Here is a 21,977-nt window from a genome sequence, read left to right on the forward strand (position 1 = left end):
TCAGCGGCGGCGCGGCGCGCCGTCGCCCCCGCTGCGCCAGCCACACGCACCCCTCTCGTCGTCGGCCAGGCCGGCGAGGCGCGCGCCGGGCCCCCTGCTGCCGTCCCCTGCCGTCATGTCCTCGACCGTAACGGGCAAGGGGGGACGCAGCGGGCCTCGACCCAGACCGGCCGTGGCAGGCTGGCCGGCATGACGCAGGACGCGGGGGCAGAGCCGGAGCAGGCGGACGAGCCGCAGGTGAGCGGGGCGGTGAAGGCGGCTCGTGTCAACGGCTTCGCCGACGGGGTGAGCTGGGGATCGCTGGAGCACCTCCAGCGATGGGAGGCGCCGCTGCTCAAGGGCGGCGTGTGGGCGGAGATGCTCGGCGGGTGCCTGCGGGCGCTGTGCCTCATCGCCCCCTTCGGCGGTCTGCTGCTCCCGCTGGGCAACCCCGGGGGACCCGACCAGTCGGTCATGGAGTCGTACGGCTTCGCGGGCGACGGGCTGCGGGGGATGGCGCTGATCGTCTTCACCCTCGCCGCGATCGGTCAGGTGTGGACCCTCGTCGAGTGGTCCCGGTGGGGGCGGCATAGCGCCGGCACGTGGACGGGCTTCTCGGCCCTGGCGATCATCTGCTCGGCGCTCTCGCTGTGGTGGTTCCACTCGTTGCTGCCGCCGGAGGACTACGCGGCGGTCGCCGTGCCCATCGGGGCGACCCTCGTCCTGGGTGCCGTCGCCCTCGTCCTCATGCTGGTGGCGTCGCGGCCGGGCAGCCCCGACGAGGCCCGGTGGGCGGCTCGGGCCGAGGGCTTCCGCCGGCTGCCGCAGGCCGACCAGCAGACGCTGCTCGACGAGAGGCAGGAGATCGTCTCGGTCCTGCTGGACCGCAAGCTCGTCACCGAGGAGCAGGCGGCCGAGGCGCTCGCCACGCCGCTCGGCGACTGGTACCTGCTCGACCGCGCGGCCGACGCGAAGCACCCCTGACGGGTGACCTCAGCGCCGCGAAGGGCGCGCCCGCTCAGCCCCGCACGGGCCGGTAGGTCATGTGGGTGACGAGTGGCGTGGCCCGGACCGAGACGCGCTCGAGGGTCTGCGGCGGCACCCCGTCGAAGATCCGTTCGCCGGCCCCGAGGATGCTCGACGTGACGTGCAGCCGCAGCTCGTCGAGCAGCCCGGCGGCGAGGAACTGGTTGACCGTGCTCGCCCCTCCGGCGACGGAGATGTTGCGCTCGCCAGCGGCCGCCCGGGCGCGCTCGAGCGCGGACTCGATGCCGTCGGTGACGAAGTGGAAGGTCGTGCCGCCCTGCATCTCGATCGGCTCGTGGGCGAAGTGCGTCAGCACGAAGACCGGCCCGTGGTACGGCGGCTCGTCGCCCCACCACCCCCGCCAGTCACGGTCCCACTCGCCGCGGACCGGGCCGAACATGTTGCGGCCCATGATCGTCGCGCCCGAATCGACGATCGCGTCGACCTCCGCCCGGTTGTCCTCGTAACCCTCGAACATCCAGGCGTGGAGCGCGCCCTCCTCGATCTCGCCCATGGGCGAGGCCTCGCTCTGCCGCGGCCCCGCGGCGAAGCCGTCGGCGGAGACGGCGATGTCGGAGTACACGATGCCCACGGCGGGGCCCTTTCGTCAGATGAACTCGAGCGGGTCGAACTCGTCGATCTCGATGACCCGCACCCGCGGCAGCCGGCTCTTGAAGGCCGACACGTCGTACTCGAGGTCGAAGAACTCCACGCCGTCGACCTGCCGCAGGCCGCCCGCCATGAACTCGCCGAAGCCGACGACGCCGAGCCGCCGCCCTTCGTCCTGGGCCAGCGCCTCCATCTGCGGGGTGAAGTCGTTGTCGTGGCTGACGAGCATGACGTCGGCGTCACGCTCGAGGAGGGCCTCGGCTGTGCGCTGGATCGCGATGTCGACGACCTTGCCCTCGCCGCGCAGCGGCACCGGCCGGTAGCCCATGGCGAGCAGCGCCTGCACGAAGGAGGCCGGCAGCTCACCGGCGACGGCGAGGAAGAAGAGCCCCTTGACCGGCTGGTCCCACACCGCCTCGGTGTAGTCGAGCAGCGTGTTCCACCGCGGACGCTCCTGCGGCTCCGGGCGCCGCCCGAGGACGGAGACCCCGAGCGTGGCGTCGATGTTTTCCCCGTCGACGAGGAGGTAGGTGGTGCGATCGGCCATGATCGGACCCTACTGTGAGAGGGGCCGGCACGTCGCCGGCGCCAGGATGACGAAGGGGAGTGACCGCTCGTGTGCATGCCGGTCCGGTGCCAGCAGTGCGGCAAGACGACGTGGAGCGGCTGCGGTGAGCACGTGGCCCAGGTCCGGGCGCAGGTACCCGCCGACCAGTGGTGCCAGTGCCCGGAGAACGCCGACCCCAACGCCTGACGCCCTTCGCCCCTGACCTCCAACCCTGCAAAACCCTAGGGTCCTGCAGGGTTCACGCGACGCAACTGCGCAAAACCCTAGGGTTTTGCAGAGTTGGGTGACGGTCAGCGGAGGGTGATGCGGACCTCGGGGGGCGGGCCCTCGGCGCCGGAGAGGTCCCAGAGCCGGCCGAGGGCCGGCTGGAGCAGCCAGGTGCCGAGCTGGCGGACGAGCACGCGGACCGCCTGCTCGGTGACGGGATTGCGGCTGGCGCCGATGCCGTGGTCGCGCAGCGTCTGCGTCTGGACGATCTGCTCGTCGAGCAGCTTGCGCACGAGGCGCCCGTCGCCGGCGCCCGGGGTGACGACGACCCGGCGCAGGTAGTCGACGGTGTGCGGGTTGGCCAGGAACATCGCGTTGACCGCGGCATCGCGCCCGGCGACGACGTCGTCCACCGGGCCGTCGAGCGGCACCGACCCGAGGGCGTCACGGAAGAGCCCGACGACCGCGTCCTCGACTGCCTCCTGCAGCCCGTCCTTGCTTCCGAAGTAGTGGCCGACGAGGCCGGGGGCGACCCCGGCGGAGCGGGCGACCTCGCGCAGGCTCGTCGCGGCGACTCCCCGCTCGGCGAAGAGCGCCAGTGCCGCGTCCCGGATCCGCGTGCTGGTGTCGCCGGCGGCGCCTTCTCGTGAACCCACGGGGTCCCCCCTTCGCTGTGACGGTGAACAAGTCGACCCACCATTGCACATGTGTTCAACGGCTGCGTAGGGTGCGAGGCGAACCCCAGCAGTGACCCGCGAAGGAGCCGGCCCATGCCCGAGCAGCCCCAGGCGATCATCTACGACGCCGTCCGCACGCCCCGAGGGAAGGGCAAGTCCTCCGGCTCCCTCCACGAGGTCAAGCCGATCGACCTGACCGTCGGTCTCCTGCAGGCGATCCGGGAGCGCAACCCCGGCCTCGACGCCGCGCAGGTCGACGACCTCGTCATGGGCATCGTCTCGCCGGTCGGCGACCAGGGCGCGGTCCTGCCGCGCATCGCCGCGCTCAAGGCCGGCTACCCCGAGCCGGTGGCGGGCGTGCAGCTCAACCGCTTCTGCGGCTCCGGCCTCGAGGCGGTCAACCAGGTCGCGGCGCGGGTGCGCTCCGGCTTCGAGGACCTGCTCATCGCCGGTGGCGTCGAGTCGATGTCGCGCGTGCCGATGGGCAGCGACGGTGGCGCGTGGGCGATGGACCCGCGCACGGCGCTCGAGACGGACTTCGTCCCGCAGGGCATCAGCGCCGACCTCATCGCGACGATCGAGGGCTACGACCGCGCGGAGGTCGACCGCTTCGCCGCGCAGTCCCACGCCCGTGCGGCTGCTGCCTGGGAGGGCGGCTACTTCGACAAGAGCGTCATCCCCGTCAAGGACGCCAGCGGCATCACGATCCTCGACCGCGACGAGACGATCCGCCCCGGGACGACCGCCGAGTCGCTCGGTGGGCTGCGTCCCTCCTTCGCCGCGATGGGTGAGCAGGGTGGCTTCGACTTCGTCGCCACCGAGAAGTACCCGCACGTCGACGCGATCAACCACGTGCACCACGCCGGCAACTCCTCCGGCATCGTCGACGGCGCCGCGCTGCTCCTCGTCGGCAACGAGCGCGTCGGCCAGGAGATGGGCCTGACCCCCCGCGCCCGCATCGTCTCCACCGCGGTCATCGGCTCCGAGCCGACGATCATGCTCACCGGTCCCGCCCCGTCGTGCCGCAAGGCCCTCGACCGGGTCGGCATGAAGGCCAGCGACATCGACCTCGTCGAGATCAACGAGGCCTTCGCCGCCGTCGCCCTCAAGCTCATGCGCGACATGGGCTGGAGCGAGGAGCAGACCAACGTCAACGGCGGCGCGATCGCCATGGGCCACCCGCTCGGCGCCACGGGCGCGATGATCCTCGGCACCCTCGTCGACGAGCTGGAGCGCGCGACCTCGAGCGCGGCATCGCCACCCTCTGCATCGGCGGCGGCATGGGTGTCGCCACGATCGTCGAGCGCGTCTGACCCCCCTTCGTCACGGACAGGAAGCACGAGAAGCCATGAGCGAGAACATGATCCGCTACGAGCGCGACGACGAGGGCATCGTCACGCTGACGATGGACGACCCCGGTGCGGGCGCCAACACGATGAACGACACCTATGTCCGGGCGATGGGCGAGACCGTCGACCGCCTCGAGGCCGAGCGTGACGAGATCGCCGGCGTCGTCCTCGCCTCCGCCAAGAAGACCTTCTTCGCCGGCGGCAACCTCACCGACCTGCAGTCGGTCACCGCCGAGACCGCCGGTGAGTTCTTCACCGGCATCGAGGGCATCAAGTCGCAGCTGCGTCGCCTCGAGCAGCTCGGCAAGCCGGTCGTCGCAGTGATCAACGGCGCCGCGCTCGGCGGCGGCCTCGAGCTCGCGCTCGCGACCCACCACCGCATCGCCGTCGACGACCCCAAGGTCAAGCTCGGCCTGCCCGAGGTCACGCTCGGTCTGCTGCCCGGCGGCGGCGGCGTCACCCGCCTCGTGCGGATGCTCGGCATCCAGGAGGCCCTCATGGGCTGGCTGCTGCAGGGCCAGCAGTACGCCCCGGCGCAGGCCCACGCGAAGGGGGTCGTCGACCAGCTCGTCGCCACCCGCGAGGAGCTCGTGCCGGCCGCGAAGGCCTGGATCCGCGAGCACCAGGACGACGAGACCGCGGCCGTGAAGCCCTGGGACGCCAAGGGCTACAAGATCCCGGGCGGCACCCCGTCGGTCCCGAAGTTCGCCGCGAACCTCCCCGCCTTCCCCGCCAACCTGCGCAAGACGCTCAAGGGTGCCCCGACGAAGTCGCCCCGCGCGATCCTCGCCGCGGCCGTCGAGGGCTCGCAGGTCGACTTCGACACCGCGAGCCGGATCGAGTCGCGCTACATCACCGAGCTCGCGGCGGGCCGCGAGTCGACCGCGATGATCCAGGCCTTCTTCTTCGACCTGCAGGCGATCAACAGCGGCAAGCTGCGCCCCGAGGGCGTCGAGCGCCGTCAGGTCGGCAAGGTCGGGGTCCTCGGCGCCGGGATGATGGGCGCCGGCATCGCCTACTCCGCCGCCATGTCGGGCATCGAGGTCGTCCTCAAGGACGTCTCGATCGAGGGCGCGCAGAAGGGCAAGGGCTACACCGAGAAGCTGCTCGCCAAGCGCGTGGAGCGCGGCAAGATGGACCAGGCCAAGGCCGACGCCGTGCTCGCCCGTATTACGCCGACCGCGGACGTCAACGACCTCGCCGGTGTCGACGCGGTCATCGAGGCGGTCTTCGAGGACTACGACCTCAAGAAGCAGGTCTTCGCCGAGGTCGAGGCGGTCGTCGGACCGGACACCCTGCTGTGCTCCAACACCTCGACCCTGCCGATCACCTCGCTGCAGGAGTTCTCCAGCCGGCCGAAGGACTTCATCGGCCTGCACTTCTTCTCCCCGGTGGACAAGATGCAGCTCGTCGAGATCATCCGTGGCGAGCAGACCTCCGACGAGGCGACCGCCCGCGCGATCGACATCGTCCAGCAGATCCGCAAGATCCCGGTCGTCGTCGGCGACGGTCGCGGCTTCTACACCAGCCGGGTCTTCGGCACGCTGATCCTCGAGGGCGCGGTCGCGGTCGCCGAGGGCATCGACCCGATGGTCGTCGAGCGGGCCGCGACGACGGCGGGATTCCCCGCGCCGCCGCTGGCGATGCTCGACGAGGTCTCGCTGACCCTCACCCAGCACATCCGCGCCGAGGCCGACAAGGCCGCGGCCGCGGAGGGCAAGACCCTGCCCAAGGGTCCGGGCGAGGAGCTCATCGACACGATGGTCGCGGAGGGCCGCAAGGGCCGCGCCGCCGGCGCCGGCATGTACGACTACCCGGCCGACGGGCCCAAGGTCCTGTGGCCCGGTCTGCGCGAGCGCTTCGCGAAGGGGACGCAGGTCCCCCTTCGTGATCTGCAGGACCGCTACCTCTTCATCATGGCGCTGGAGACCGCGGGCTGCTTCGAGGACGGCGTGCTCACCGACACCCCGTCGGCCAACATCGGCGGCATCTTCGGCATCGGCTTCCCGCCGCACACCGGTGGTCCGGCGACCTTCATGACGAACTACGAGGGCGGCCTGGCGGGCTTCGTGGCCCGTGCGGACGAGCTCGCCGACACCTACGGCGAGCGCTTCCGCCCGACGGAGTGGCTGCGCGGCCGCGTCGCCGCCGGCACCCTCGTCGACCAGGCCTGACGTGACCGGCCCCCTGACCGGCGTCCGCGTCGTCTCGATCGCCATCAACCTGCCCCGGGCCGGCCGCCGTCGCGCGGCTGGCCGGGCAGGGGGCGAGCGTCGTGACGGTCCTGCCCCCGGGTGGTGACCCGATGGAGCAGTTCGCCAAGGACTACTACGACGAGCTGCACGTCGGTCAGGAGGTGCGTCGGGTCGACCTGAAGTCCGATGCCGGCCGGGCCGAGGTCGACGAGCTCCTCTCTGCCGCAGACGTCTTCGTCACGAGCTCGCGGCCGTCGGCGCTGCGGCGGCTCGGGCTCGACTTCGAGTCCGTGCACGCGCGGCACCCGCAGGTCTGTCAGGTCGACATCGTCGGCCACCCCGGCGACGAGGCGGAGACCCCCGGGCACGACCTCACCTACCAGGCCGTGACCGGACTGCTCGGCGAAGGGGGCATGCCCGCCACTCTCGTCGTCGACCTCGCGGGGTCGGAGCGGGCGGCGGCGGAGGCGGCGGCCGCGCTCGTGGCCCGGTCCCGCACGGGGCGAGGGCGTGCGCCGCGAGGTGGCCCTGTCGGACGTGTCCCACACCATCGCCGGCCCGCGGCGGCACGGGCTCACCGCGCCGGGTGGCCTGCTCGGCGGCGGCCTGCCGGTCTACGCCGTCTACGACTCCGCCGACCGGCCGATCGCGCTCGCCGCGCTCGAGCCGCACTTCGCGACGAGGGTCGTCGAGGCCCTCGGGATCGCGCCCGAGGAGCTGACTCGCGAGCGGCTGGCGGAGGTCTTCGGCACCCGCACGGCCGACGAGTGGGCCTCCTGGGCGGCGGAGCACGACGTGCCGCTCGCCCCCCTTCGCTCCAGCTGACCGACCCCGACCGGAAGGCAACGATGCCCGAGATCCTCATGCCCCAGCCCTATGTCTCCCCGTGGATGCAGGACGAGGTGGCCGACGTGCTCACCCTCGCCCGCACCTTCTTCGAGCGGGAGGTGACGCCGCACGCGGAGCGCTTCGCCGAGCAGCACCAGGTCGACAAGGAGACCTGGCTGGCCGCGGGGGCCGCGGGCCTGCTGTGCATCTCGATCCCGCAGGAGTACGGCGGCGGTGGCGGCAGCTTCGCCCACGAGGCGGCCGTGATGTGGGAGCAGGGGCGGGCCGGCGACGACGCCTTCGGCTACTCCGTGCACTCGTCGATCGTCGCGCACTACCTGCTCGCCTACGGGTCCGAGGAGCAGAAGCAGCGCTGGCTGCCGCGGATGGCCTCTGGCGAGCTCGTCGGCGCCATCGCGATGACCGAGCCGGGCACCGGGTCGGACCTGCAAGCCGTCAAGACCACGGCCCGGCGCGAGGGCGACCACTACGTCATCAACGGGTCGAAGACCTTCATCACCAACTCCTCGCACGCCGGTCTCGTCGTGGTCGTCGCGCGCACGGGCGGCGAAGGGGCGCAAGGGATCTCGCTCATCGTGGCCGAGGTCGACGGTCTCGAGGGCTTCGAGCGCGGGCGGGTGCTGCAGAAGGTCGGTCAGCACGGGCAGGACACGCGCGAGCTGGCCTTCACCGACATGCGGGTGCCCGTGGCCAACCTGCTCGGCGAGGAGGAGGGGCAGGGCTTCTACCAGCTGATGATGCAGCTGCCGCAGGAGCGGCTGGCGATCGCCGTCGGCGCGGTGGCCTCCGCCGAGCTCGCCGTGGACCTCGCGGTGGCGTACACCAAGGAGCGCACCGCCTTCGGCAAGCCGATCAGCGCCTTCCAGAACACGCGCTTCACCCTCGCCGAGGTCTCGACCGACGTCATGGCGGCGCGCACCTTCCTCGACCACTGCGTCGCCCTGCACATCGACGGCAGGCTCGACGCCGCGACCGCCTCGCGGGCGAAGTACTGGACGACCGACGTCCAGTGCGAGGTCATCGACCGGTGCCTGCAGCTCTTCGGCGGCTACGGCTACATGCTCGAGTACCCCATCGCCCGCCTCTACGCCGGCGCGCGCGTGCAGAAGATCTACGGCGGGACCAACGAGATCATGAAGGAGCTCATCTCGCGGACCCTGTGAGGCCCCGGCGCCGCTGCTGGCGGGTCGAGGTATCCGGGTCCGCCTATTCGGTCGTGGGCACCTCGGCTCGGCCGGCAGGAGCGGCCTCAGCGAGCGAAGGGCGGCGACGCTCGGCGCGCAGGGCCGGCAGCAGGCACCAGACGCCCCCGAGGCCGAAGGCTCCGGAGACGGCCATGGCGACCGAGGTCGACGTCGCGTCGGCGAGCAGGCCGACGAGTGGCATGGCCACCGAGAAGGCGCCGAAGCCGCACATCGAGGCCAGCGACAGCACGGTGGCCCGGTTCTTCGCGCTGGCCTCGCGGTGCAGCAGCGTGTTGTAGGCGGGGCCCTGCACCCCGTGGCCGGTGTAGGCCAGCAGGTGGGCGACGACCAGCCCGACCGGGCCGATGGCCAGGGCGAGCGTCACGCTGAGCAGGCTGTGCGCCACGCGGCCGATGATGGCCGCACGGGCCACGCCCCAGCGCGCCGAGAGCCACCCGGAGATCCGCGCGCCGAGGGCGAAGACCGCCCAGGCTCCGGCGGCGAGCGGCCCCATGATGACGCCCGCGTGGTCCTCGCCGCCGAGCAGCTCGGCCATGCGCACCGGGGTGAGGTTTTCCATCCCGATCATCGCCGTGGACCAGAAGCACTCGAGCAGCACGAGCCCCCGCAGCACGGGGTTGTCCCGGACGAGCGCCAGCCCGGAGGCGATGACGCCCGGGGTCTCCTTGGCCGAGGCCACGGCCCGTGACCAGCCGGTCGAGTCCAGGTGGACGACCGGCTCACGCAGGAGGACGACGACGGCCACGAGGTGCACCACCGAGAGGACGGCGCAGATGAGGACCGGCAGCCACAGCGCCGAGTGGGAGGAGACCGGGTGCCAGGCGACGAGCCCGCCGGAGACGACCGAGCTGGCGGCCATGCCGAGCCCGACGACGGTCCCGGCGCGCGAGAGGTCCTGGTCGACGTCGGCCCCGGGCTCGGTCCGGTGCACGGTGTCGACGTACCAGGCCTCCAGGGGCCCCGAGTCCAGCGCGCGGAAGATCCCCATGAGCACGGCGACCACGACGAAGCCGGCGAAGGAGTCGGCCAAGAGGAAGGCGAAGAGCGAGGCGACATTGGCCAGGGCCGCCGCGATGAGCACCGGTCGTCGTCCGAGCGCGTCGGCGAAGCCCGAGGTCGGCAGCTCGAGCGCGAGGACCACGAAGCCGATGACGGACATGGCGGTCAGCGTCTGCGGCAGGGTGAGGCCCCGCTCGAGCATCCACAGCACGAGGATCCCGACGACGAAGCCGATCGGCAGCCAGCGGGTCGTCGTCAGGGTGAGGAAGACCCGGCGGGCGGCGGTGGGGGAGAGGGGCTCGGTCATCGGGACTCCCACGGGGTGTCGTCGGGGAAGCTCGCCACGATGACGGAGTAGCGGCGCTGGTCGGGCGGGAGGTCCCCCGGGGTCGGGGGGAACTCCGCCAGCACCTCCCACAGCAGCTGCTCGAAGCGGGACTGGATCACGGCCGCCTGCTCGACGGTCACCGGCACCTGCAGGTCGCTCACCGAGGTGAGCGGACGCCACTGGTCGCTCTCGCTGCTCCGCCGGGCGGCGGATGCCTGCATCCGGGCCGCGGAGTGCGTCACCGCGAGCTGGTGGAAGGCGTCGGTGGCGTCCCTCCCATCGTCCGTCGTGACATCGTCGTCGCGGACGGAGGTCGTCATCGCGCTCGCCCGCCACCACCGCTCGCGGTTGTTGCCGAGGTCGCTCGCCTCCTCGACGAAGCCGTGCTCCGCCAGCTGCCGCAGGTGATAGCTCGTCGCGCCCGAGTTGAGGCCGAGGCGGCGGGCGACCTGGCTGGCCGTCGCCGGCCCGAGCGTGCGGAGCAGACCGAGGATGCGCATGCGCACCGGGTGGGTCAGCGCCCGCAGCTGGGTGACGTCGGGGGTGACGGGGTCCATGAAAGGCATCGTAGACCGCAAAGGTTTGTTTGCAAAGAAATGCTTGCGTCCCTTCGAGACGCTTGCTGCGCAAGCTCCTCAGGGACCGGTAGGGCGGGGAGAGGTGTTCGTGTGCTCGTCAGGCGGCGTTCTCCCTTCGGCCCTAGCGTCGGGCGCATGACGCCACGCATCCGCACGGCCGGCGCGCTCGCCGGAGCCGCTGCCCTCGCCCTGACCCTGGCTGCCCCGGCCACCGCCGCCCGCCCCGGGCCCGAGGAGGTGCGCTTCGCGACCTTCAACGCCTCGCTCAACCGGGCCACCGAGGGGCAGCTCGAGCGGGACCTGTCGGCGGGTGACAACGAGCAGGCGCGCAATGTCGCCGAGACGATCCAGCGGGTCGACCCCGATGTCGTGCTGGTCAACGAGTTCGACTACTCCCGCAAGGCCGCTCGCCTCTTCCGCGACAACTACCTGGCCGTCGGCCAGCGCGGCGCCGACCCCGTGGACTACCCCTACCACTACATCGCGCCGAGCAACACGGGCGTGCCGAGCGGGCACGACCTCAACAACGACGGGACCGTCGGCGGGGGCGACGACGCCTACGGCTTCGGGCTCTTCCCCGGGCAGTACGGCATGGTCGTCTACAGCAAGTACCCGATCGACACCGCCAAGGTGCGCACCTTCCAGCTGCAGAAGTGGCAGGACATGCCCGGCAACCGCATACCCACCGACTGGTACTCGCCCGCCGAGCAGGCCGACCTGCGGCTGAGCAGCAAAAGCCACTGGGACCTGCCGATCCGCATCGGCACCCGGACCGTCCACGTCCTCACGAGCCACCCTACGCCGCCCACCTTCGACGGGCCCGAGGACCGCAACGGGCGGCGCAACGCCGACGAGATCCGCTTCTGGGCGGACTACGTCTCCGGCGGCAGGGACGCGCGCTGGATCCGGGACGACGAAGGGGGGCGAGGTGGCCTCCCGCGGGGGGCCGGCTTCGTCATCGCGGGCGACCAGAACGCCGACCCCGACGACGGCGACAGCACCGACAACGCGATCCACCAGCTGCTCGACCACCCGCGGGTCAACACCTCGAAGACGCCGACGAGCGACGGCGCCGTCGAGGCGAGCGAGCAGCAGGGCGGGATCAACGACGAGCACGTCGGCGACCCGGCGCAGGACACGGCCGACTTCGCCGAGCCGCCGGGCAACATCCGCGCCGACTACGTCCTCCCCAGCCGCGACCTGCCGATCCGGGATGCCGGCGTCTTCTGGCCGACGAGCGACAGCCCGCTGTACCGACTCACCGGCACCTATCCCTTCCCGACGAGCGATCACCGCCTGGTGTGGGTCGACACGAAGTTCGCCCGGGGGCACGGCCGGGGCTGACCAGCCGGGGCTGCCCTCCCCTTCGCACGAACTGTGGCTGGCTACACCTCGGGTGGTCAGCCACAGCACGTGCCGTGGCTGACGCTCGCAGGTGTAGCCAGCCACAGTTTGTTGGGGCGGGGGGACGGGCGCGTTAGTGTCGCCACATGTCCGCAGCGGCGAGCGCAGAGACCTCCTCCGGCCTGATCGACGCCTACCGCGAAGTCGTCACGAGCAGCGAGGGTGTCGACGAGCTCGTCACGCTCGACGGGGTCCGTGAGGCCTCCCAGCCGCTCGCCGACCAGGTCGGGCAGGCCGGGCTGACCTCCCTGCTCGCGGCCCGCGCGGCGGCGCGCCGCTTCGTCGCCGACGACGGCATCACCTACGGCGCGAGCTACACCCCCGACGAGGACGCGAGCACCGAGGGGCGGCAGATCCCGACCGAGCCCCGCGAGTGGGAGCTCGACCCGCTGCCGCTGACCTTCGGCCCCACGGAGTGGGCGGGCCTGGAGCGGGGGGTGCGCCAGCGGGCCGCGCTGCTCGACGCCGTGCTCACCGACCTCAGCGGCGAGCAGCGGCTCGTGCGCGAGGGCATCGTGCCCGGCGCCGCGGTCTACGGCCACGACGGCTGGCTCCCGCAGGCCGACGGCATCCGCGTGCCCGGACCCCGCCAGCTCGTCATGCCGGCGATGGACCTCGCCCGAGACCGCAACGGCACCTGGCGGGTCTTCGCCGACCGCACCCAGGCGCCGAGCGGCGCCGGCTATGCGATGGCCAACCGCCGGATCATCGCGCGCGTCCTGCCCGACCTGCACCGCCAGGTCGACCTCGCCCGGCTGCGCGGATTCTTCTTCCAGGTGCAGCGCGCCCTCGTCGCCGCCGCCCCCGAGACCGACGACGTGCCGCGCGTCGTCATCCTCACTCCCGGCGCGCTGAGCGACGCCGCCTTCGACGAGGCCCTGCAGTCGACCGTGCTCGGTGTGCCCGTCGTCGAGTCCGAGGACCTCGTCAGCCGCGACGGGCGGATCTGGATGCGCACGACCTCGGGCCTCTCCCCGGTCGACGTCATCATGCGACGGGTCGACTCCATGGTCATCGACCAGCTCGACCTGCGCGGCGACTCCCGCCTCGGCCTGCCCGGTCTCGTCGAGGCCGCACGCCTGGGCAACGTCTCGGTCGTCAACCCGATCTCGTCGGGCGTGCTCGAGAACCCGGCGCTCATCCCCTATCTGCCGCAGATCTGCCGGCAGGTGCTCGGCGAGGACCTCCTCCTCGCCTCGACCCAGACGTGGTGGGCCGGCGAGCCGACCCACCTGAGCCACATCGTCACCCAGCTCGGCAGCCTCGTCGTCAAGCCGGCCTCGCGCAGCGGCGCGACGAACTCGATCTTCGGCTGGCAGCTGAGCGCGCAGGAGCGCGACGACCTCGCGATGCGCATCCAGGCCGAGCCGTGGCGCTGGACCGCGCAGGACCCCCTGACGATGTCGACCGCCCCGGTCGTCACCGCTGGTGGCCTCGAGCCCCGCCACGTCGTGCTGCGCACCTTCGCCGTCGCCGACGAGGAGGACTACGCCGTCATGCCCGGCGGGCTCGGCCGCGTCTCGGTGCGCGCCGACTCCGGCGAGATCTCCAGCCTCACCGGTGCGATGAGCAAGGACGTGTGGGTCCGCGTCGACAGCGAGGCCCCGCGCGGCGCGGGCGAGGAGCTCACCGTCACGAGCCTGCTCGAGGGCACCGCCGCCGCCCACTACGCCGCGCCGGCGCCCCGCGTCGCCGCCGACCTCTACTGGATGGGCCGCTACGCCGAGCGCGCGGAGGCCGCCGCCCGCCTGCTGCGCGTCGCCGACAACCTCGTCGACGACCACGCCGCCCGCCCCGGCACGACCGGCCACGCCGCGATGCTCGCGATCCTCGGTGCGGTCACCGAGGTCATGGCCGTGCGGCCCGGATTCCTCGGTGAGGACGCCGAGGAGCGGCGGCAGGACCCCCTTCGTCACCTGCGGGAGCTCACCCTCGACCCGCGGGTCGTCGGCTCGGTCGCCTATGCCACCCACCGGGCCGTCATCGCCGCCCAGGCGGTGCGCGAGAGCCTCTCCCTCGACACCTGGCTCGTCATGTCGCGCCTCGAGCGGACCCTGCAGCACGCCGTCCCGGAGGACGACCTGCAGGAGCTGCTCATGGAGACCATCGAGGGCCTGCTCGCGCTCGCCGGCATCGGCGTGGAGTCGCTCGTGCGCGACCCGGCGTGGGCCTTCGCCGACGCGGGCAAGCGCATCGAGCGCGCCCAGCAGACGATCCGCCTGCTCGCCTCGGTCATCGCCGTCGAGCGCACGCCGGTCGTCGAGGGCACGACGACCGAGGCCGCGCTGCTCGCCGCCGAGTCGGTCATCACCTATCGCCGCCGGCTCACCGCCGGGCTGGGGTCGATGTCGGCGGTCCAGGCCGCCCTCGACCTGCTGCTGCGCGACCCGACGAACCCGCGGTCGGTCGCCTTCCAGATCGACCGGCTCGTCGAGGACCTCGAGCTCATCGAGGACGAGCAGGCGCTGCCGCTCGCCCGGGCCGTCGCCGAGCAGCTCGCCGGGCTCGACCTCGACACGCTCTTCGTCGACAGCCGCACGCCGCTCGTGCGCCTGCTCACCCGCCTCGGCACCGACCTGCGCGAGACGCACGGCGCCATCGACCGGGCCTACTTCCAGCGCAAGTCCCCGGGCCGCAACGTCCAGTGGGTGCAGTGGAACGGCGGGGAGGAGACCTGGTGAGCACCGACGAGCAGCCTCCTGTCGACCAGTCCAGCCCCGACGTCGTCAAGCCGAAGGGGGAGTCGGCCGTCCCCGAGCGGCCGCCGGCTCCTGAGCCGGTCGCCACCGGCGACCCCACGGTCCCCGTCATCAAGCCGGAGCACCACACCCTTCGTCAGTACGAGGTGCGCCACCGCACGACCTACACCTACGAGGAGTACGTCACCGACTCCTTCGGCCGGGCGCTGCTGCGCCCGCGCGAGACCGAGCAGCAGCGCGTCCTCGAGCACACCGTCGAGATCACGCCCGAGCCGCACATCCTCACCGAGCACGTCGACCACTTCGGCAACCACTCGAGCTTCTACGAGGTGCGCACGCCGCACACGGTGCTCGACGTGCACAAGGTGAGCCTCATGGAGATCGAGTGGCCGGCGCCGGACATGGACCGGCTCAACCGGTGGACCGTCGCCGAGGCGGCCGAGCTCATCGCCGCCGGTGACGGCCTCGACCGGGCCGAGGCGGCGCAGTACCTGCTGCCCTCCGCGCTCGTCGAGATCGCGCCCGAGGTCGTCGCCTACTCCGCCGGCATCCTGCCGCCGGACCGACCCCTCGGCGAGGCGCTCGTTGCCCTCTACGCCGACATCTACCGCGACTTCCGCTATGCCAAGGGCACGACGAGCGTCAAGACGACGCTGCCCGAGCTGCTCGCCCAGCGCGAAGGTGTCTGCCAGGACTTTGCCCACCTCGCCGCCGGCTGCCTGCGCGCCGTCGGCATCCCCGGCCGCTACGTCTCGGGCTACATCGAGACCCGCCCGGCCCCGGGCAAGGTCAAGCTCCAGGGCTCCGACGCCTCGCACGCCTGGGTCTCGGCGATGACGCCCGACGGCGACTGGGTCGACCTCGACCCGACGAACAACCATTTCGCCGACTCGCGCTACATCGTCACGGGGTGGGGGCGCGACTTCCGCGACGTCTCCCCGCTCAAGGGCGTGATCTTCGGCGAAGGGGGTGGCTCCAGCCTCAAGGTCGGCGTCGACGTCATCCCCCAGGACGGCTCCGACCCGCGGGCCGACACCCCCGCCCAGTAATCTGACGCCCATGTCCATGACCGCCTTCGTCCTCGGCGGAGGCGGTGTCCTCGGAGCCACCCAGGTCGGCATGCTGCGCGCGCTCCTCGCCGCGGGCATCACCCCCGACCTGGTCGTCGGCACGAGCATCGGCTCGGTCAACGGCGCCTTCGTCGCCGCCGACCCGACGGCCGAGGGGGTCGCCCGGCTCGAGGAGCTGTGGCGTGACGTCGTCCGCTCCGGCGAGATGAGCGAAAATCCGGTGCGCCAGGCCGCCCGCTTCGCGCGCTACGGCACCCACGTCATGCGCCCGGGCCTGATCCCGGGGCTCGTCGAGCGCCACCTGGGCGTCGACCTCGTCGAGGACCTGCCGGTGCCCTTCCAGTGCGTCGCCGCCGAGATCGAGAGCTCCGCCTCGCGGTGGTTCACCTCCGGGCCGATCGCCACCGCCGTGGCCGCCAGCTGTGCCGTCCCGGGGCTCTTCGCGCCCGTCGAGATCGACGGCGCGCACTACTACGACGGCGGGCTCGTGCACTCGATCCCCGTCGGGCGCGCGATCGCCCTGGGCGCCACCGAGATCCACGTGCTGCAGGTGGGCCGGGTCGAGCAGCTGCTCTCCGCGCCGACCAACCCCCTCGACGTCGGGCTCGTCGCCTTCGAGATCGCCCGACGGCACCGCTTCGTCGAGGAGATCGCCGAGGTGCCCGACTCGGTGCGCCTGCATGTGCTGCCGAGCGGGACCGACAAGGCGCCGACGACCTCGGTGCCGCTCGGCCGCGGGACGGTGGCCAAGGTCGAGGACCGCATGGCCCGCGCCTTCGACGCGACGAGCGCCTACCTCGACGGGACCACGCGATGAGGGTCAGTGCCCTCCCTTCGCTCGGGGCACCGCCGCTGTGGCTGCGGATCGTCCTGCAGGCGATCTACCCGCTCTTCGGCATCGTCATGTCGCTGCTCTTCTGCATCGTCGCGCCCTTCCTGCTCCTGCTGTGGCCGTGGGACCGGCACCTGGCGCTGCTGCGCTGTCTCTTCCTCACGGTCTACGTCATGTGGGAGGACATCGGTCTCGTCGTCGAGTGCTGGTACCTGCGGTTGCGCTCGCCGCGCGGCACGAGCCCGACCTGGGACGCCGACCACCTCGCGCTGATCCAGCGGGCGCTCAACAACGTGCTCTACACGGCCAAGAAGGTCGTCGGCTTCCACATCGAGATCGAGGGTGAGATGACCGTGGGACGCCCCGGCCACCCGCTCGTCGTCATCTCCCGGCATGCCGGGCCCGCCGACTCGCTCGCCATCGCCTGGCTGCTCGCGGGCACGGCCGGGCGGATCCCGCGGATCGTCCTCGCCGACGCGATGCTCTGGGACCCGGGCATCGCCATGGTGCTGCAGCGGCTGGACTCCTACTTCGTGCCGTCGCGCTCCGGTGCCGGCGACGACCGGACGAAGGGGGTCGCCACCCTCGCCTCGACCCTCTCGGCCAAGGACGCGATGCTCATCTTCCCCGAGGGGCGCAACTGGACCCGCGAGCGTCACGAGGACCAGGTGCGCAAGCTGCGCGAGCAGGGTGAGGCCGACCGGCTGGCGACCGCCGTGGCGCGGCCCTGGGTGCTCGAGGCGCGCTCCCGCGGCGTCGCGTCGATGCGCCAGCACGCGCCGGACGCCGACGTCATGGTCATCTCGCACACCGGGCTCGACATGATCTCCGGGCCGGGCGCCGTGATCCGCGCCGTGCCCTTCCGCAACCGGCTGCTCATCCGCGGCCGCACCTATCGCAGCGAGGACGTGCCGACCGACGGCGACGAGGTCGCCGAGTGGCTCGACGCGCGGTGGGGCGAGGTCAACCACTGGGTCGATACGCGCATCAGCGGACGCGAGCACCTGTGAAGCCGTGGTTCCCGCCGACGGTGAGCTCGGTGGCGGTGGCCGCCGCGGCCGAGGCGGACAACCGGGTGCACCGGTGGCCGCTCACGCCCCGGATCACCCGCTGGCTGCGGACGAAGGGGGCCGACGCCCGACTCGCGGGCTTCGAGACCGATCGTGCGGCCCTGAGCGTGCACGTCGCCCGGACGCCCGCGGCGACCTGGTGATGACGGTCGCCGGGGGCACTGGCCGGGGCGCCGGACACAACTCTGCAAAACCCTAGGGTTTTGCAGAGTTGTGAGGGCGAGGCCGGGCGGGCGGAGGCGTGGGTGCTGTGGGTGCACGGGGGCGGCTTCTGCTGGGGGTCGGCACGTGACGGGACCGGGCTGCGGCTGGCCGCCGGGCTCGGGCGTCCGGTCGTCTCGGTCGAGTACCCGCTCGCGCCGGAGGCGCGCTTCCCGGTGGCGCTCGAGCACTGCCTGGACCGCCCTACCGAGGCCGGGGTGCGCGAGCCGCGGGCCGCGGGTGCGTGCCTCGGCGGGGTCTCCGGCCGGGGCCAACCTCGCCCTCGGTGTGCTGCAACGGATCCGGGAGCGGCGTGCGGCAGGTGACGACCTGCCGCTGCCCCTCGGGGTGGTGGGGCTGACCCCCTTCGGCGATCTGGCGGGGGAGGGTGACTCCTATCGCGTCAACGAAGGCCGTGACGCCTACCTGCGGTGGCGCGGGCAGCAGGAGCGCTTCGCGCGGGCCTATGCCGGGCGGGCCGACCTGCTCGACCCGCTCGTCTCGCCGGTGCACGCGGACTGGTCGGGCGAGACGCTGCCGCCGGCGATCTTCACGACCGGCACGCGCGACCTCTTCCTCTCGGACACCGCGCGGATCCACACCGCCTGGCGGGCCGCCGGTGGCGAGGCCGACCTCGTGCTCGCCGAAGGGCTGTGGCACTCGTACCTCTCCGACGCGCGGCTGCCGGAGTCGGCCGCGCTGATGGCCCGGCTGCTCGACTGGTGCGAGGAGCTGCTGGCGCGGAAGGGGTGACCCGTCGTACGGAGCAACGGCGTATGGGCTCGCAGCCGGCGGGGCCTTGGCCGCGGGTGTCCATGCGGGCCGTATGGCGCGCTACGCCGCTGCTCCGTGCTCTGAGCACGCGGGATGGCCACGCACGCATGTGGGGCTGGTCGGTGCGCTACGCCGTTGCTCCGTACCTTGGGCACGCGGGTGGCTCGTCGTACGGAGCAGTGGCGTAGGGGGTGGAGGCCGGGCGTGATGCTCCCGCCCACCGGCTGGTTCGTCGCACGGAGCAACGGCTTCTGCGCGCGCAGCCGGGACGACCTCCCCGCGTCAGCCCGTCAGCCCCCCAGCCGGCGCAGCCGGTCGAGCCATTGCCGCGCGGCGACGAAGGCCGCGTCGCTCGTGATCGGGTCGACCGAGATCGGGGTGTCGGCGGCCGCGGGGTAGGACCCGAGGAAGCGGACGTCGGCGCACACCCGGTGCAGGCTCATCAGCGCGGCCCCGACCCGTTCGTCCTGCACGTGCCCCTCGAGGTCGATCGAGAAGCAGTAGGAGCCCATCGACTCCTTCGTGGGCCGGGACTCCAGCCGGGTCATGTTGATGCCCCGCACGGCGAACTGCTCGAGCAGCTCGAGCAGGCCGCCGGCCCGGTCGCTGCGCTGGTAGAGCACGACGGTCGTCTTGTCGCGCCCGGTCGGCGCCGGCAGCCAGTCGGGCCGGGAGACGATCACGAAGCGGGTCACCGCATTGGTCATGTCACCGATGTCGTGGGCGAGCACCTCGAGGCCGAAGTGCTCCGCCGCGATCGGCGCGCAGACGGCAACCTCGTAGCCGAGGTCGTCGGGGTGCTCGGCGAGGTCCTTGGCCGCCGACGCGGTCGACAGCGTCGGCACGTAGATCGCCTGCGGCGCCGTGCGGGCGGCCCACCCCCGCACCTGCGCCCAGGCATGGCTGTGGGTGCCGATGGCGCGGGCCGCGGCCAGGCTCGTGCCGGGCCGACCGCACGCGACGAAGGTGATCGGCACCAGCACCTCGCCCACGACGATTAGAGGGTCGCCCGAGGCGAGGGCGTCGAGGGTGGCTGAGACACCCCCTTCGACGCTGTTCTCGATCGGCACGACCGCCGCGTCGACGTCACCGGAGCGCAGCGCCTCGAGGGCCGCGTCGACCGACCCGAGCGGCACCTGCTCGTGCTCCGCGGCGCCGACCCACGACAGCAGCGCCTGCTGGGTGAAGGTGCCCTCGGGACCGAGGTAGGCGTAGCGGGTCATGTCTCCTCCTGGATGGACGAAGGGGGTCAGGCGTCCGGTGACCCGGTGCGGGCCGCGGCGAGCGCCTGGCGCTCCTCGGGGGTGAGGGTGGCGTCGGCATCGCCACCGACGACGCCCTTGGCATAGGTCCGCGACTCGCCGCGCCCGTGGATGCTGCTGACGACGAGCCCGTCGCCGGCGTCATCGATGATCGCGGCGGAGAAGCTCAGCCGTCCGCCCATGTCGCCGAAGGCGTCGTAGCGCACGACGGCCACATGCCGCAGGGCCTGCGCGATGTCGTGACGAAGGGAGGCGAGGTCACCTTCACCGACCGGCGACCGGTGCTCGAGCTCGGCGACCCGCGCCGCGAGCCGCCGGGATGCGGCGAGCGCGACGGCGGCGACCGCCAGCGCGACGACCAGCCCGCACAGCAGGGCGATCTCGACGGCGGTCATGCCGTCACCCTAGGCGCCGGCTCGGGTGCCGTGGCCGGCATCTCACGGTCCGTGCGCCGGACCGCCCACGCGAGCAGCGCGAGGACGACGACGCTGCCGATGACATTGCCCTCGACGAGCAGGTCGCCGACCCAGGTGGGCTGGCGCATCTCGCGCTTCCACAGCACGCCCCAGAAGGGCATCGTGCAGACGAACCACGCGACGACGACGGCCGCAGCCCCGACGCGGGGCCAGTCCGGGCGTCGCCAGCGGGCGACCGCCGGGCCGAGGATCGCCGGGACGACGACCATGATCCAGTGCAGGTGGTGCACCCACGAGACGGGCGAGAGCAGGAAGCCGGCGAGCCGACCGCCGCCGCCTCGGCGACCCAGTCGCCCTGCCGGTACGCCCGCCGGGCGACCCAGAAGACGACGACACCCATGACGAGGAGCCACGGCGCCCAGGCGAGGAGCAGCTCGGGCCCGTCGGCGATCCCGCGGCGCAGCAGGGTCGCGCGGAAGGACTGGTTGGCCGAGCCGTCGTTGGGCCCCAGCCGCGTCGGGTCCGACAGCGCCCCGCCCCAGAAGGCGAAGGAGGCCTGCGGCAGGACGAACCACGCGGCGAGCGAGACGAAGGTCGCCGTGCCGACCGCCCAGCCGGCCTCGCGCCAGCGCCTGTTGAGCAGGTAGTGGATGACGAAGACGCCGGGCGTCAGCTTGATCGCCATCGCGAGGCCGACGAGCACGCCCGGCGGGACCGTCATGAGCCACCGCTGCCGGGGACGCTGCAGGTCGAGCAGGCAGGCGAGGACGAGGAAGGCGTTGACCTGTGCGAAGCGGATCCCGTCGCCGACCGGCTGGGTCCACAGGAAGCCCGCGGCGACGACCCCGACGAGCACCGGCGCCCACACCCCGACCCGCTCGCGCAGCCGGTACCAGGCGAACCACACGATCGCGACGTCGGCGAGGAGCTGGGCGATGGTCCAGCCCCACGCCGCGACCGCGAAGGGGACGAGCGCGAGCGGCACCGAGAGGAAGGCCGCGATGGGCGGGTAGGTGAAGGGCAGCAGCTGCGGTGGCTGGGTCATCTGCGCGTAGATGTCGCGCCCCTGGAGGATCGACAGGCCGCCCTCGCGGTAGACCTGCACGTCGACCTGCCACTGGTCCTGGGGGAAGAAGACGAGGAACTTCGCCACGGGCCAGGCCGCGATGAGCACGAAGAGCACGACCCCGAGGAGGAGGTGGGGGCGGCTCAGGCGGCGCATGCGGCCATTGTGTCCGACCGCCACGCGCCCACGCCGCAGGTCGTCCGGGTCGGCGCCGCCGGTCACTACGGTGGGTCCATGGTCAGCGGCTCGCACCTTCGTCGTCGGGGTGCGCTCGCCCTCCTGCTGGCCGTGCTCGTCCTCGTCGGGCTCGCCGCGGGGCCGGTGGGGGCGCACTCCCTTCGTCAAGAGAGCGAGCGAGACGTGAGCGGGGTGGAGGCCGGGGCGCGCGATGTCATCGTCATCGGGGCGCCCGGCCTGTCGTGGAAGGACGTGACCGCGGAGCGGGCGCCGGCGATCACGAACTTCGCCGAGGGGGCGGCCGTCGCCAACCTCAACGTCCGCTCGACGTACTTCACCTCCTGCCCGACCGACGGCTGGCTCGGCCTGTCCGCGGGCACCCGGGCGGCCGAGCCCCGCGACGTCACCCGCGGCCGAGCTGCGGTCCGACCCCGGCG

Annotated in this window: 22 protein-coding genes and 2 pseudogenes; 16 read left to right on the top strand and 8 right to left on the bottom strand. The window is 72.5% G+C overall.

Features of this window, described 5'->3' with window-relative positions; genetic code table 11:
- Nucleotides 1-189: 189 nt before the first annotated feature.
- Nucleotides 190-963: a hypothetical protein gene (locus tag AC2W7J_RS04430; protein WP_485981579.1), complete on the top strand. Its 774-nt coding sequence runs from the start codon at nucleotides 190-192 to the stop codon at nucleotides 961-963.
- A 34-nt stretch (nucleotides 964-997) separates the two neighbouring features.
- Here AC2W7J_RS04430 and AC2W7J_RS04435 read toward each other — a convergent pair whose 3' ends face one another.
- Together AC2W7J_RS04435 and AC2W7J_RS04440 are read right to left on the bottom strand one after the other, a co-directional pair.
- Complete coding sequence (locus AC2W7J_RS04435) at nucleotides 998-1,597, bottom strand: dihydrofolate reductase family protein (RefSeq protein WP_255184910.1); 600 nt, start codon at nucleotides 1,595-1,597, stop codon at nucleotides 998-1,000.
- Between the two features lie 15 nt (nucleotides 1,598-1,612).
- Nucleotides 1,613-2,161, bottom strand: a complete 549-nt coding sequence (locus tag AC2W7J_RS04440; RefSeq protein ID WP_485981580.1) for an NYN domain-containing protein — start codon at nucleotides 2,159-2,161, stop codon at nucleotides 1,613-1,615.
- A gap of 69 nt (nucleotides 2,162-2,230) precedes the next feature.
- Here AC2W7J_RS04440 and AC2W7J_RS04445 point away from each other — a divergent pair, with 69 nt between their 5' ends.
- Nucleotides 2,231-2,368: a hypothetical protein gene (locus AC2W7J_RS04445; protein WP_164513539.1), complete on the top strand. Its 138-nt coding sequence runs from the start codon at nucleotides 2,231-2,233 to the stop codon at nucleotides 2,366-2,368.
- A gap of 104 nt (nucleotides 2,369-2,472) precedes the next feature.
- On the opposite strand, the gene AC2W7J_RS04450 is transcribed toward AC2W7J_RS04445, so the two are convergent.
- The gene (locus AC2W7J_RS04450; protein ID WP_485981581.1) at nucleotides 2,473-3,045 is read right to left on the bottom strand and encodes a TetR/AcrR family transcriptional regulator; all 573 of its coding nucleotides are present in this window, start codon (nucleotides 3,043-3,045) and stop codon (nucleotides 2,473-2,475) included.
- A gap of 114 nt (nucleotides 3,046-3,159) precedes the next feature.
- On the opposite strand from AC2W7J_RS04450, the gene AC2W7J_RS04455 reads away from it, so the two are divergent.
- The 5 genes and pseudogenes from AC2W7J_RS04455 to AC2W7J_RS04475 all read left to right on the top strand — a co-directional run bounded on the left by AC2W7J_RS04455 (nucleotide 3,160) and on the right by AC2W7J_RS04475 (nucleotide 8,622).
- A complete protein-coding gene (locus AC2W7J_RS04455; RefSeq protein ID WP_485981582.1) occupies nucleotides 3,160-4,563 on the top strand; it encodes an acetyl-CoA C-acetyltransferase in 1,404 nt (467 codons plus the stop codon).
- On the top strand, nucleotides 4,472-6,589 hold the full coding sequence (locus tag AC2W7J_RS04460; protein WP_485981593.1) for a 3-hydroxyacyl-CoA dehydrogenase NAD-binding domain-containing protein: 2,118 nt from the start codon (nucleotides 4,472-4,474) through the stop codon (nucleotides 6,587-6,589). The genes AC2W7J_RS04455 and AC2W7J_RS04460 overlap by 92 nt, the downstream gene beginning before the upstream one ends.
- Before the next feature lie 101 nt (nucleotides 6,590-6,690).
- Nucleotides 6,691-7,062, top strand: a pseudogene (locus AC2W7J_RS04465) (CoA transferase); the annotation flags it as partial.
- A gap of 85 nt (nucleotides 7,063-7,147) precedes the next feature.
- Nucleotides 7,148-7,435 carry a CoA transferase gene (locus AC2W7J_RS04470; protein WP_485981594.1) on the top strand — a complete coding sequence of 96 codons (288 nt, stop codon included), beginning with the start codon at nucleotides 7,148-7,150 and terminating at the stop codon, nucleotides 7,433-7,435.
- Between the two features lie 23 nt (nucleotides 7,436-7,458).
- Nucleotides 7,459-8,622 carry an acyl-CoA dehydrogenase family protein gene (locus tag AC2W7J_RS04475; RefSeq protein ID WP_485981595.1) on the top strand — a complete coding sequence of 388 codons (1,164 nt, stop codon included), beginning with the start codon at nucleotides 7,459-7,461 and terminating at the stop codon, nucleotides 8,620-8,622.
- 43 nt (nucleotides 8,623-8,665) lie between these two features.
- Here the strand turns inward: AC2W7J_RS04475 and AC2W7J_RS04480 are convergent, their stop codons facing one another.
- Nucleotides 8,666-9,970, bottom strand: coding sequence for an MFS transporter (locus tag AC2W7J_RS04480; protein WP_485981583.1), 1,305 nt, complete (start codon nucleotides 9,968-9,970; stop codon nucleotides 8,666-8,668).
- Nucleotides 9,967-10,548 carry a winged helix-turn-helix domain-containing protein gene (locus tag AC2W7J_RS04485; protein WP_485981584.1) on the bottom strand — a complete coding sequence of 194 codons (582 nt, stop codon included), beginning with the start codon at nucleotides 10,546-10,548 and terminating at the stop codon, nucleotides 9,967-9,969. The genes AC2W7J_RS04480 and AC2W7J_RS04485 overlap by 4 nt, the downstream gene beginning before the upstream one ends.
- A 156-nt stretch (nucleotides 10,549-10,704) precedes the next feature.
- Between AC2W7J_RS04485 and AC2W7J_RS04490 the strand changes: the two genes are divergently transcribed.
- The 8 genes from AC2W7J_RS04490 (at nucleotide 10,705) to AC2W7J_RS04525 (ending at nucleotide 18,598) form a co-directional block, all read left to right on the top strand.
- A complete protein-coding gene (locus tag AC2W7J_RS04490) occupies nucleotides 10,705-11,913 on the top strand; it encodes an endonuclease/exonuclease/phosphatase family protein (RefSeq protein ID WP_485981585.1) in 1,209 nt (402 codons plus the stop codon).
- A 146-nt stretch (nucleotides 11,914-12,059) separates the two neighbouring features.
- Nucleotides 12,060-14,654: a circularly permuted type 2 ATP-grasp protein gene (locus AC2W7J_RS04495; protein WP_485981586.1), complete on the top strand. Its 2,595-nt coding sequence runs from the start codon at nucleotides 12,060-12,062 to the stop codon at nucleotides 14,652-14,654.
- Nucleotides 14,651-15,721 (top strand): transglutaminase family protein, encoded by a 1,071-nt coding sequence (locus AC2W7J_RS04500; protein WP_485981587.1) that lies wholly within the window; start codon nucleotides 14,651-14,653, stop codon nucleotides 15,719-15,721. Before AC2W7J_RS04495 ends, AC2W7J_RS04500 begins: the two co-directional genes overlap by 4 nt.
- Before the next feature lie 10 nt (nucleotides 15,722-15,731).
- Complete coding sequence (locus AC2W7J_RS04505; RefSeq protein ID WP_485981588.1) at nucleotides 15,732-16,559, top strand: patatin-like phospholipase family protein; 828 nt, start codon at nucleotides 15,732-15,734, stop codon at nucleotides 16,557-16,559.
- Nucleotides 16,556-17,584 (top strand): 1-acyl-sn-glycerol-3-phosphate acyltransferase, encoded by a 1,029-nt coding sequence (locus AC2W7J_RS04510; RefSeq protein ID WP_255184922.1) that lies wholly within the window; start codon nucleotides 16,556-16,558, stop codon nucleotides 17,582-17,584. The genes AC2W7J_RS04505 and AC2W7J_RS04510 overlap by 4 nt, the downstream gene beginning before the upstream one ends.
- A complete protein-coding gene (locus AC2W7J_RS04515; protein WP_485981589.1) occupies nucleotides 17,581-17,787 on the top strand; it encodes a hypothetical protein in 207 nt (68 codons plus the stop codon). The genes AC2W7J_RS04510 and AC2W7J_RS04515 overlap by 4 nt, the downstream gene beginning before the upstream one ends.
- Before the next feature lie 111 nt (nucleotides 17,788-17,898).
- Nucleotides 17,899-18,171 carry an alpha/beta hydrolase fold domain-containing protein gene (locus AC2W7J_RS04520; RefSeq protein WP_485981596.1) on the top strand — a complete coding sequence of 91 codons (273 nt, stop codon included), beginning with the start codon at nucleotides 17,899-17,901 and terminating at the stop codon, nucleotides 18,169-18,171.
- Nucleotides 18,086-18,598: an alpha/beta hydrolase fold domain-containing protein gene (locus AC2W7J_RS04525; protein WP_485981590.1), complete on the top strand. Its 513-nt coding sequence runs from the start codon at nucleotides 18,086-18,088 to the stop codon at nucleotides 18,596-18,598. The genes AC2W7J_RS04520 and AC2W7J_RS04525 overlap by 86 nt, the downstream gene beginning before the upstream one ends.
- A 311-nt stretch (nucleotides 18,599-18,909) precedes the next feature.
- Here the strand turns inward: AC2W7J_RS04525 and pheA are convergent, their stop codons facing one another.
- From pheA to AC2W7J_RS04540, 3 genes are read right to left on the bottom strand one after another with little or no spacing between them, the layout of a single operon-like run.
- Nucleotides 18,910-19,842 (bottom strand): prephenate dehydratase, encoded by a 933-nt coding sequence (gene pheA / locus AC2W7J_RS04530; protein ID WP_255184924.1) that lies wholly within the window; start codon nucleotides 19,840-19,842, stop codon nucleotides 18,910-18,912.
- Between the two features lie 26 nt (nucleotides 19,843-19,868).
- Complete coding sequence (locus tag AC2W7J_RS04535; protein WP_485981591.1) at nucleotides 19,869-20,276, bottom strand: DUF4446 family protein; 408 nt, start codon at nucleotides 20,274-20,276, stop codon at nucleotides 19,869-19,871.
- Nucleotides 20,277-20,280: 4 nt separating this feature from the next.
- Entirely contained in the window at nucleotides 20,281-21,519 is a 1,239-nt protein-coding gene (locus AC2W7J_RS04540; RefSeq protein ID WP_485981592.1) for a glycosyltransferase family 87 protein, read from the bottom strand.
- 78 nt (nucleotides 21,520-21,597) lie between these two features.
- Between AC2W7J_RS04540 and AC2W7J_RS04545 the strand changes: the two are divergent.
- Nucleotides 21,598-21,977, top strand: a pseudogene (locus AC2W7J_RS04545) (hypothetical protein); the annotation flags it as partial.

The organism is Janibacter sp. CFPM2_SD2, assembly GCF_057364645.1.

What these genes read in the sequence shown, in the direction of transcription:
- AC2W7J_RS04430 (WP_485981579.1), top strand. Translation starts at nt 190, where the DNA reads ATGACGCAGGACGCGGGGGCAGAGCCGGAGCAGGCGGACGAGCCGCAG.
- AC2W7J_RS04440 (WP_485981580.1), bottom strand. Translation starts at nt 2,161, where the DNA reads ATGGCCGATCGCACCACCTACCTCCTCGTCGACGGGGAAAACATCGAC.
- AC2W7J_RS04455 (WP_485981582.1), top strand. Translation starts at nt 3,160, where the DNA reads ATGCCCGAGCAGCCCCAGGCGATCATCTACGACGCCGTCCGCACGCCC.
- AC2W7J_RS04460 (WP_485981593.1), top strand. Translation starts at nt 4,472, where the DNA reads ATGGACGACCCCGGTGCGGGCGCCAACACGATGAACGACACCTATGTC.
- AC2W7J_RS04475 (WP_485981595.1), top strand. Translation starts at nt 7,459, where the DNA reads ATGCCCGAGATCCTCATGCCCCAGCCCTATGTCTCCCCGTGGATGCAG.
- AC2W7J_RS04480 (WP_485981583.1), bottom strand. Translation starts at nt 9,970, where the DNA reads ATGACCGAGCCCCTCTCCCCCACCGCCGCCCGCCGGGTCTTCCTCACC.
- AC2W7J_RS04485 (WP_485981584.1), bottom strand. Translation starts at nt 10,548, where the DNA reads ATGGACCCCGTCACCCCCGACGTCACCCAGCTGCGGGCGCTGACCCAC.
- AC2W7J_RS04490 (WP_485981585.1), top strand. Translation starts at nt 10,705, where the DNA reads ATGACGCCACGCATCCGCACGGCCGGCGCGCTCGCCGGAGCCGCTGCC.
- AC2W7J_RS04495 (WP_485981586.1), top strand. Translation starts at nt 12,060, where the DNA reads ATGTCCGCAGCGGCGAGCGCAGAGACCTCCTCCGGCCTGATCGACGCC.
- AC2W7J_RS04505 (WP_485981588.1), top strand. Translation starts at nt 15,732, where the DNA reads ATGTCCATGACCGCCTTCGTCCTCGGCGGAGGCGGTGTCCTCGGAGCC.
- AC2W7J_RS04510 (WP_255184922.1), top strand. Translation starts at nt 16,556, where the DNA reads ATGAGGGTCAGTGCCCTCCCTTCGCTCGGGGCACCGCCGCTGTGGCTG.
- pheA (WP_255184924.1), bottom strand. Translation starts at nt 19,842, where the DNA reads ATGACCCGCTACGCCTACCTCGGTCCCGAGGGCACCTTCACCCAGCAG.
- AC2W7J_RS04535 (WP_485981591.1), bottom strand. Translation starts at nt 20,276, where the DNA reads ATGACCGCCGTCGAGATCGCCCTGCTGTGCGGGCTGGTCGTCGCGCTG.
- AC2W7J_RS04540 (WP_485981592.1), bottom strand. Translation starts at nt 21,519, where the DNA reads ATGCGCCGCCTGAGCCGCCCCCACCTCCTCCTCGGGGTCGTGCTCTTC.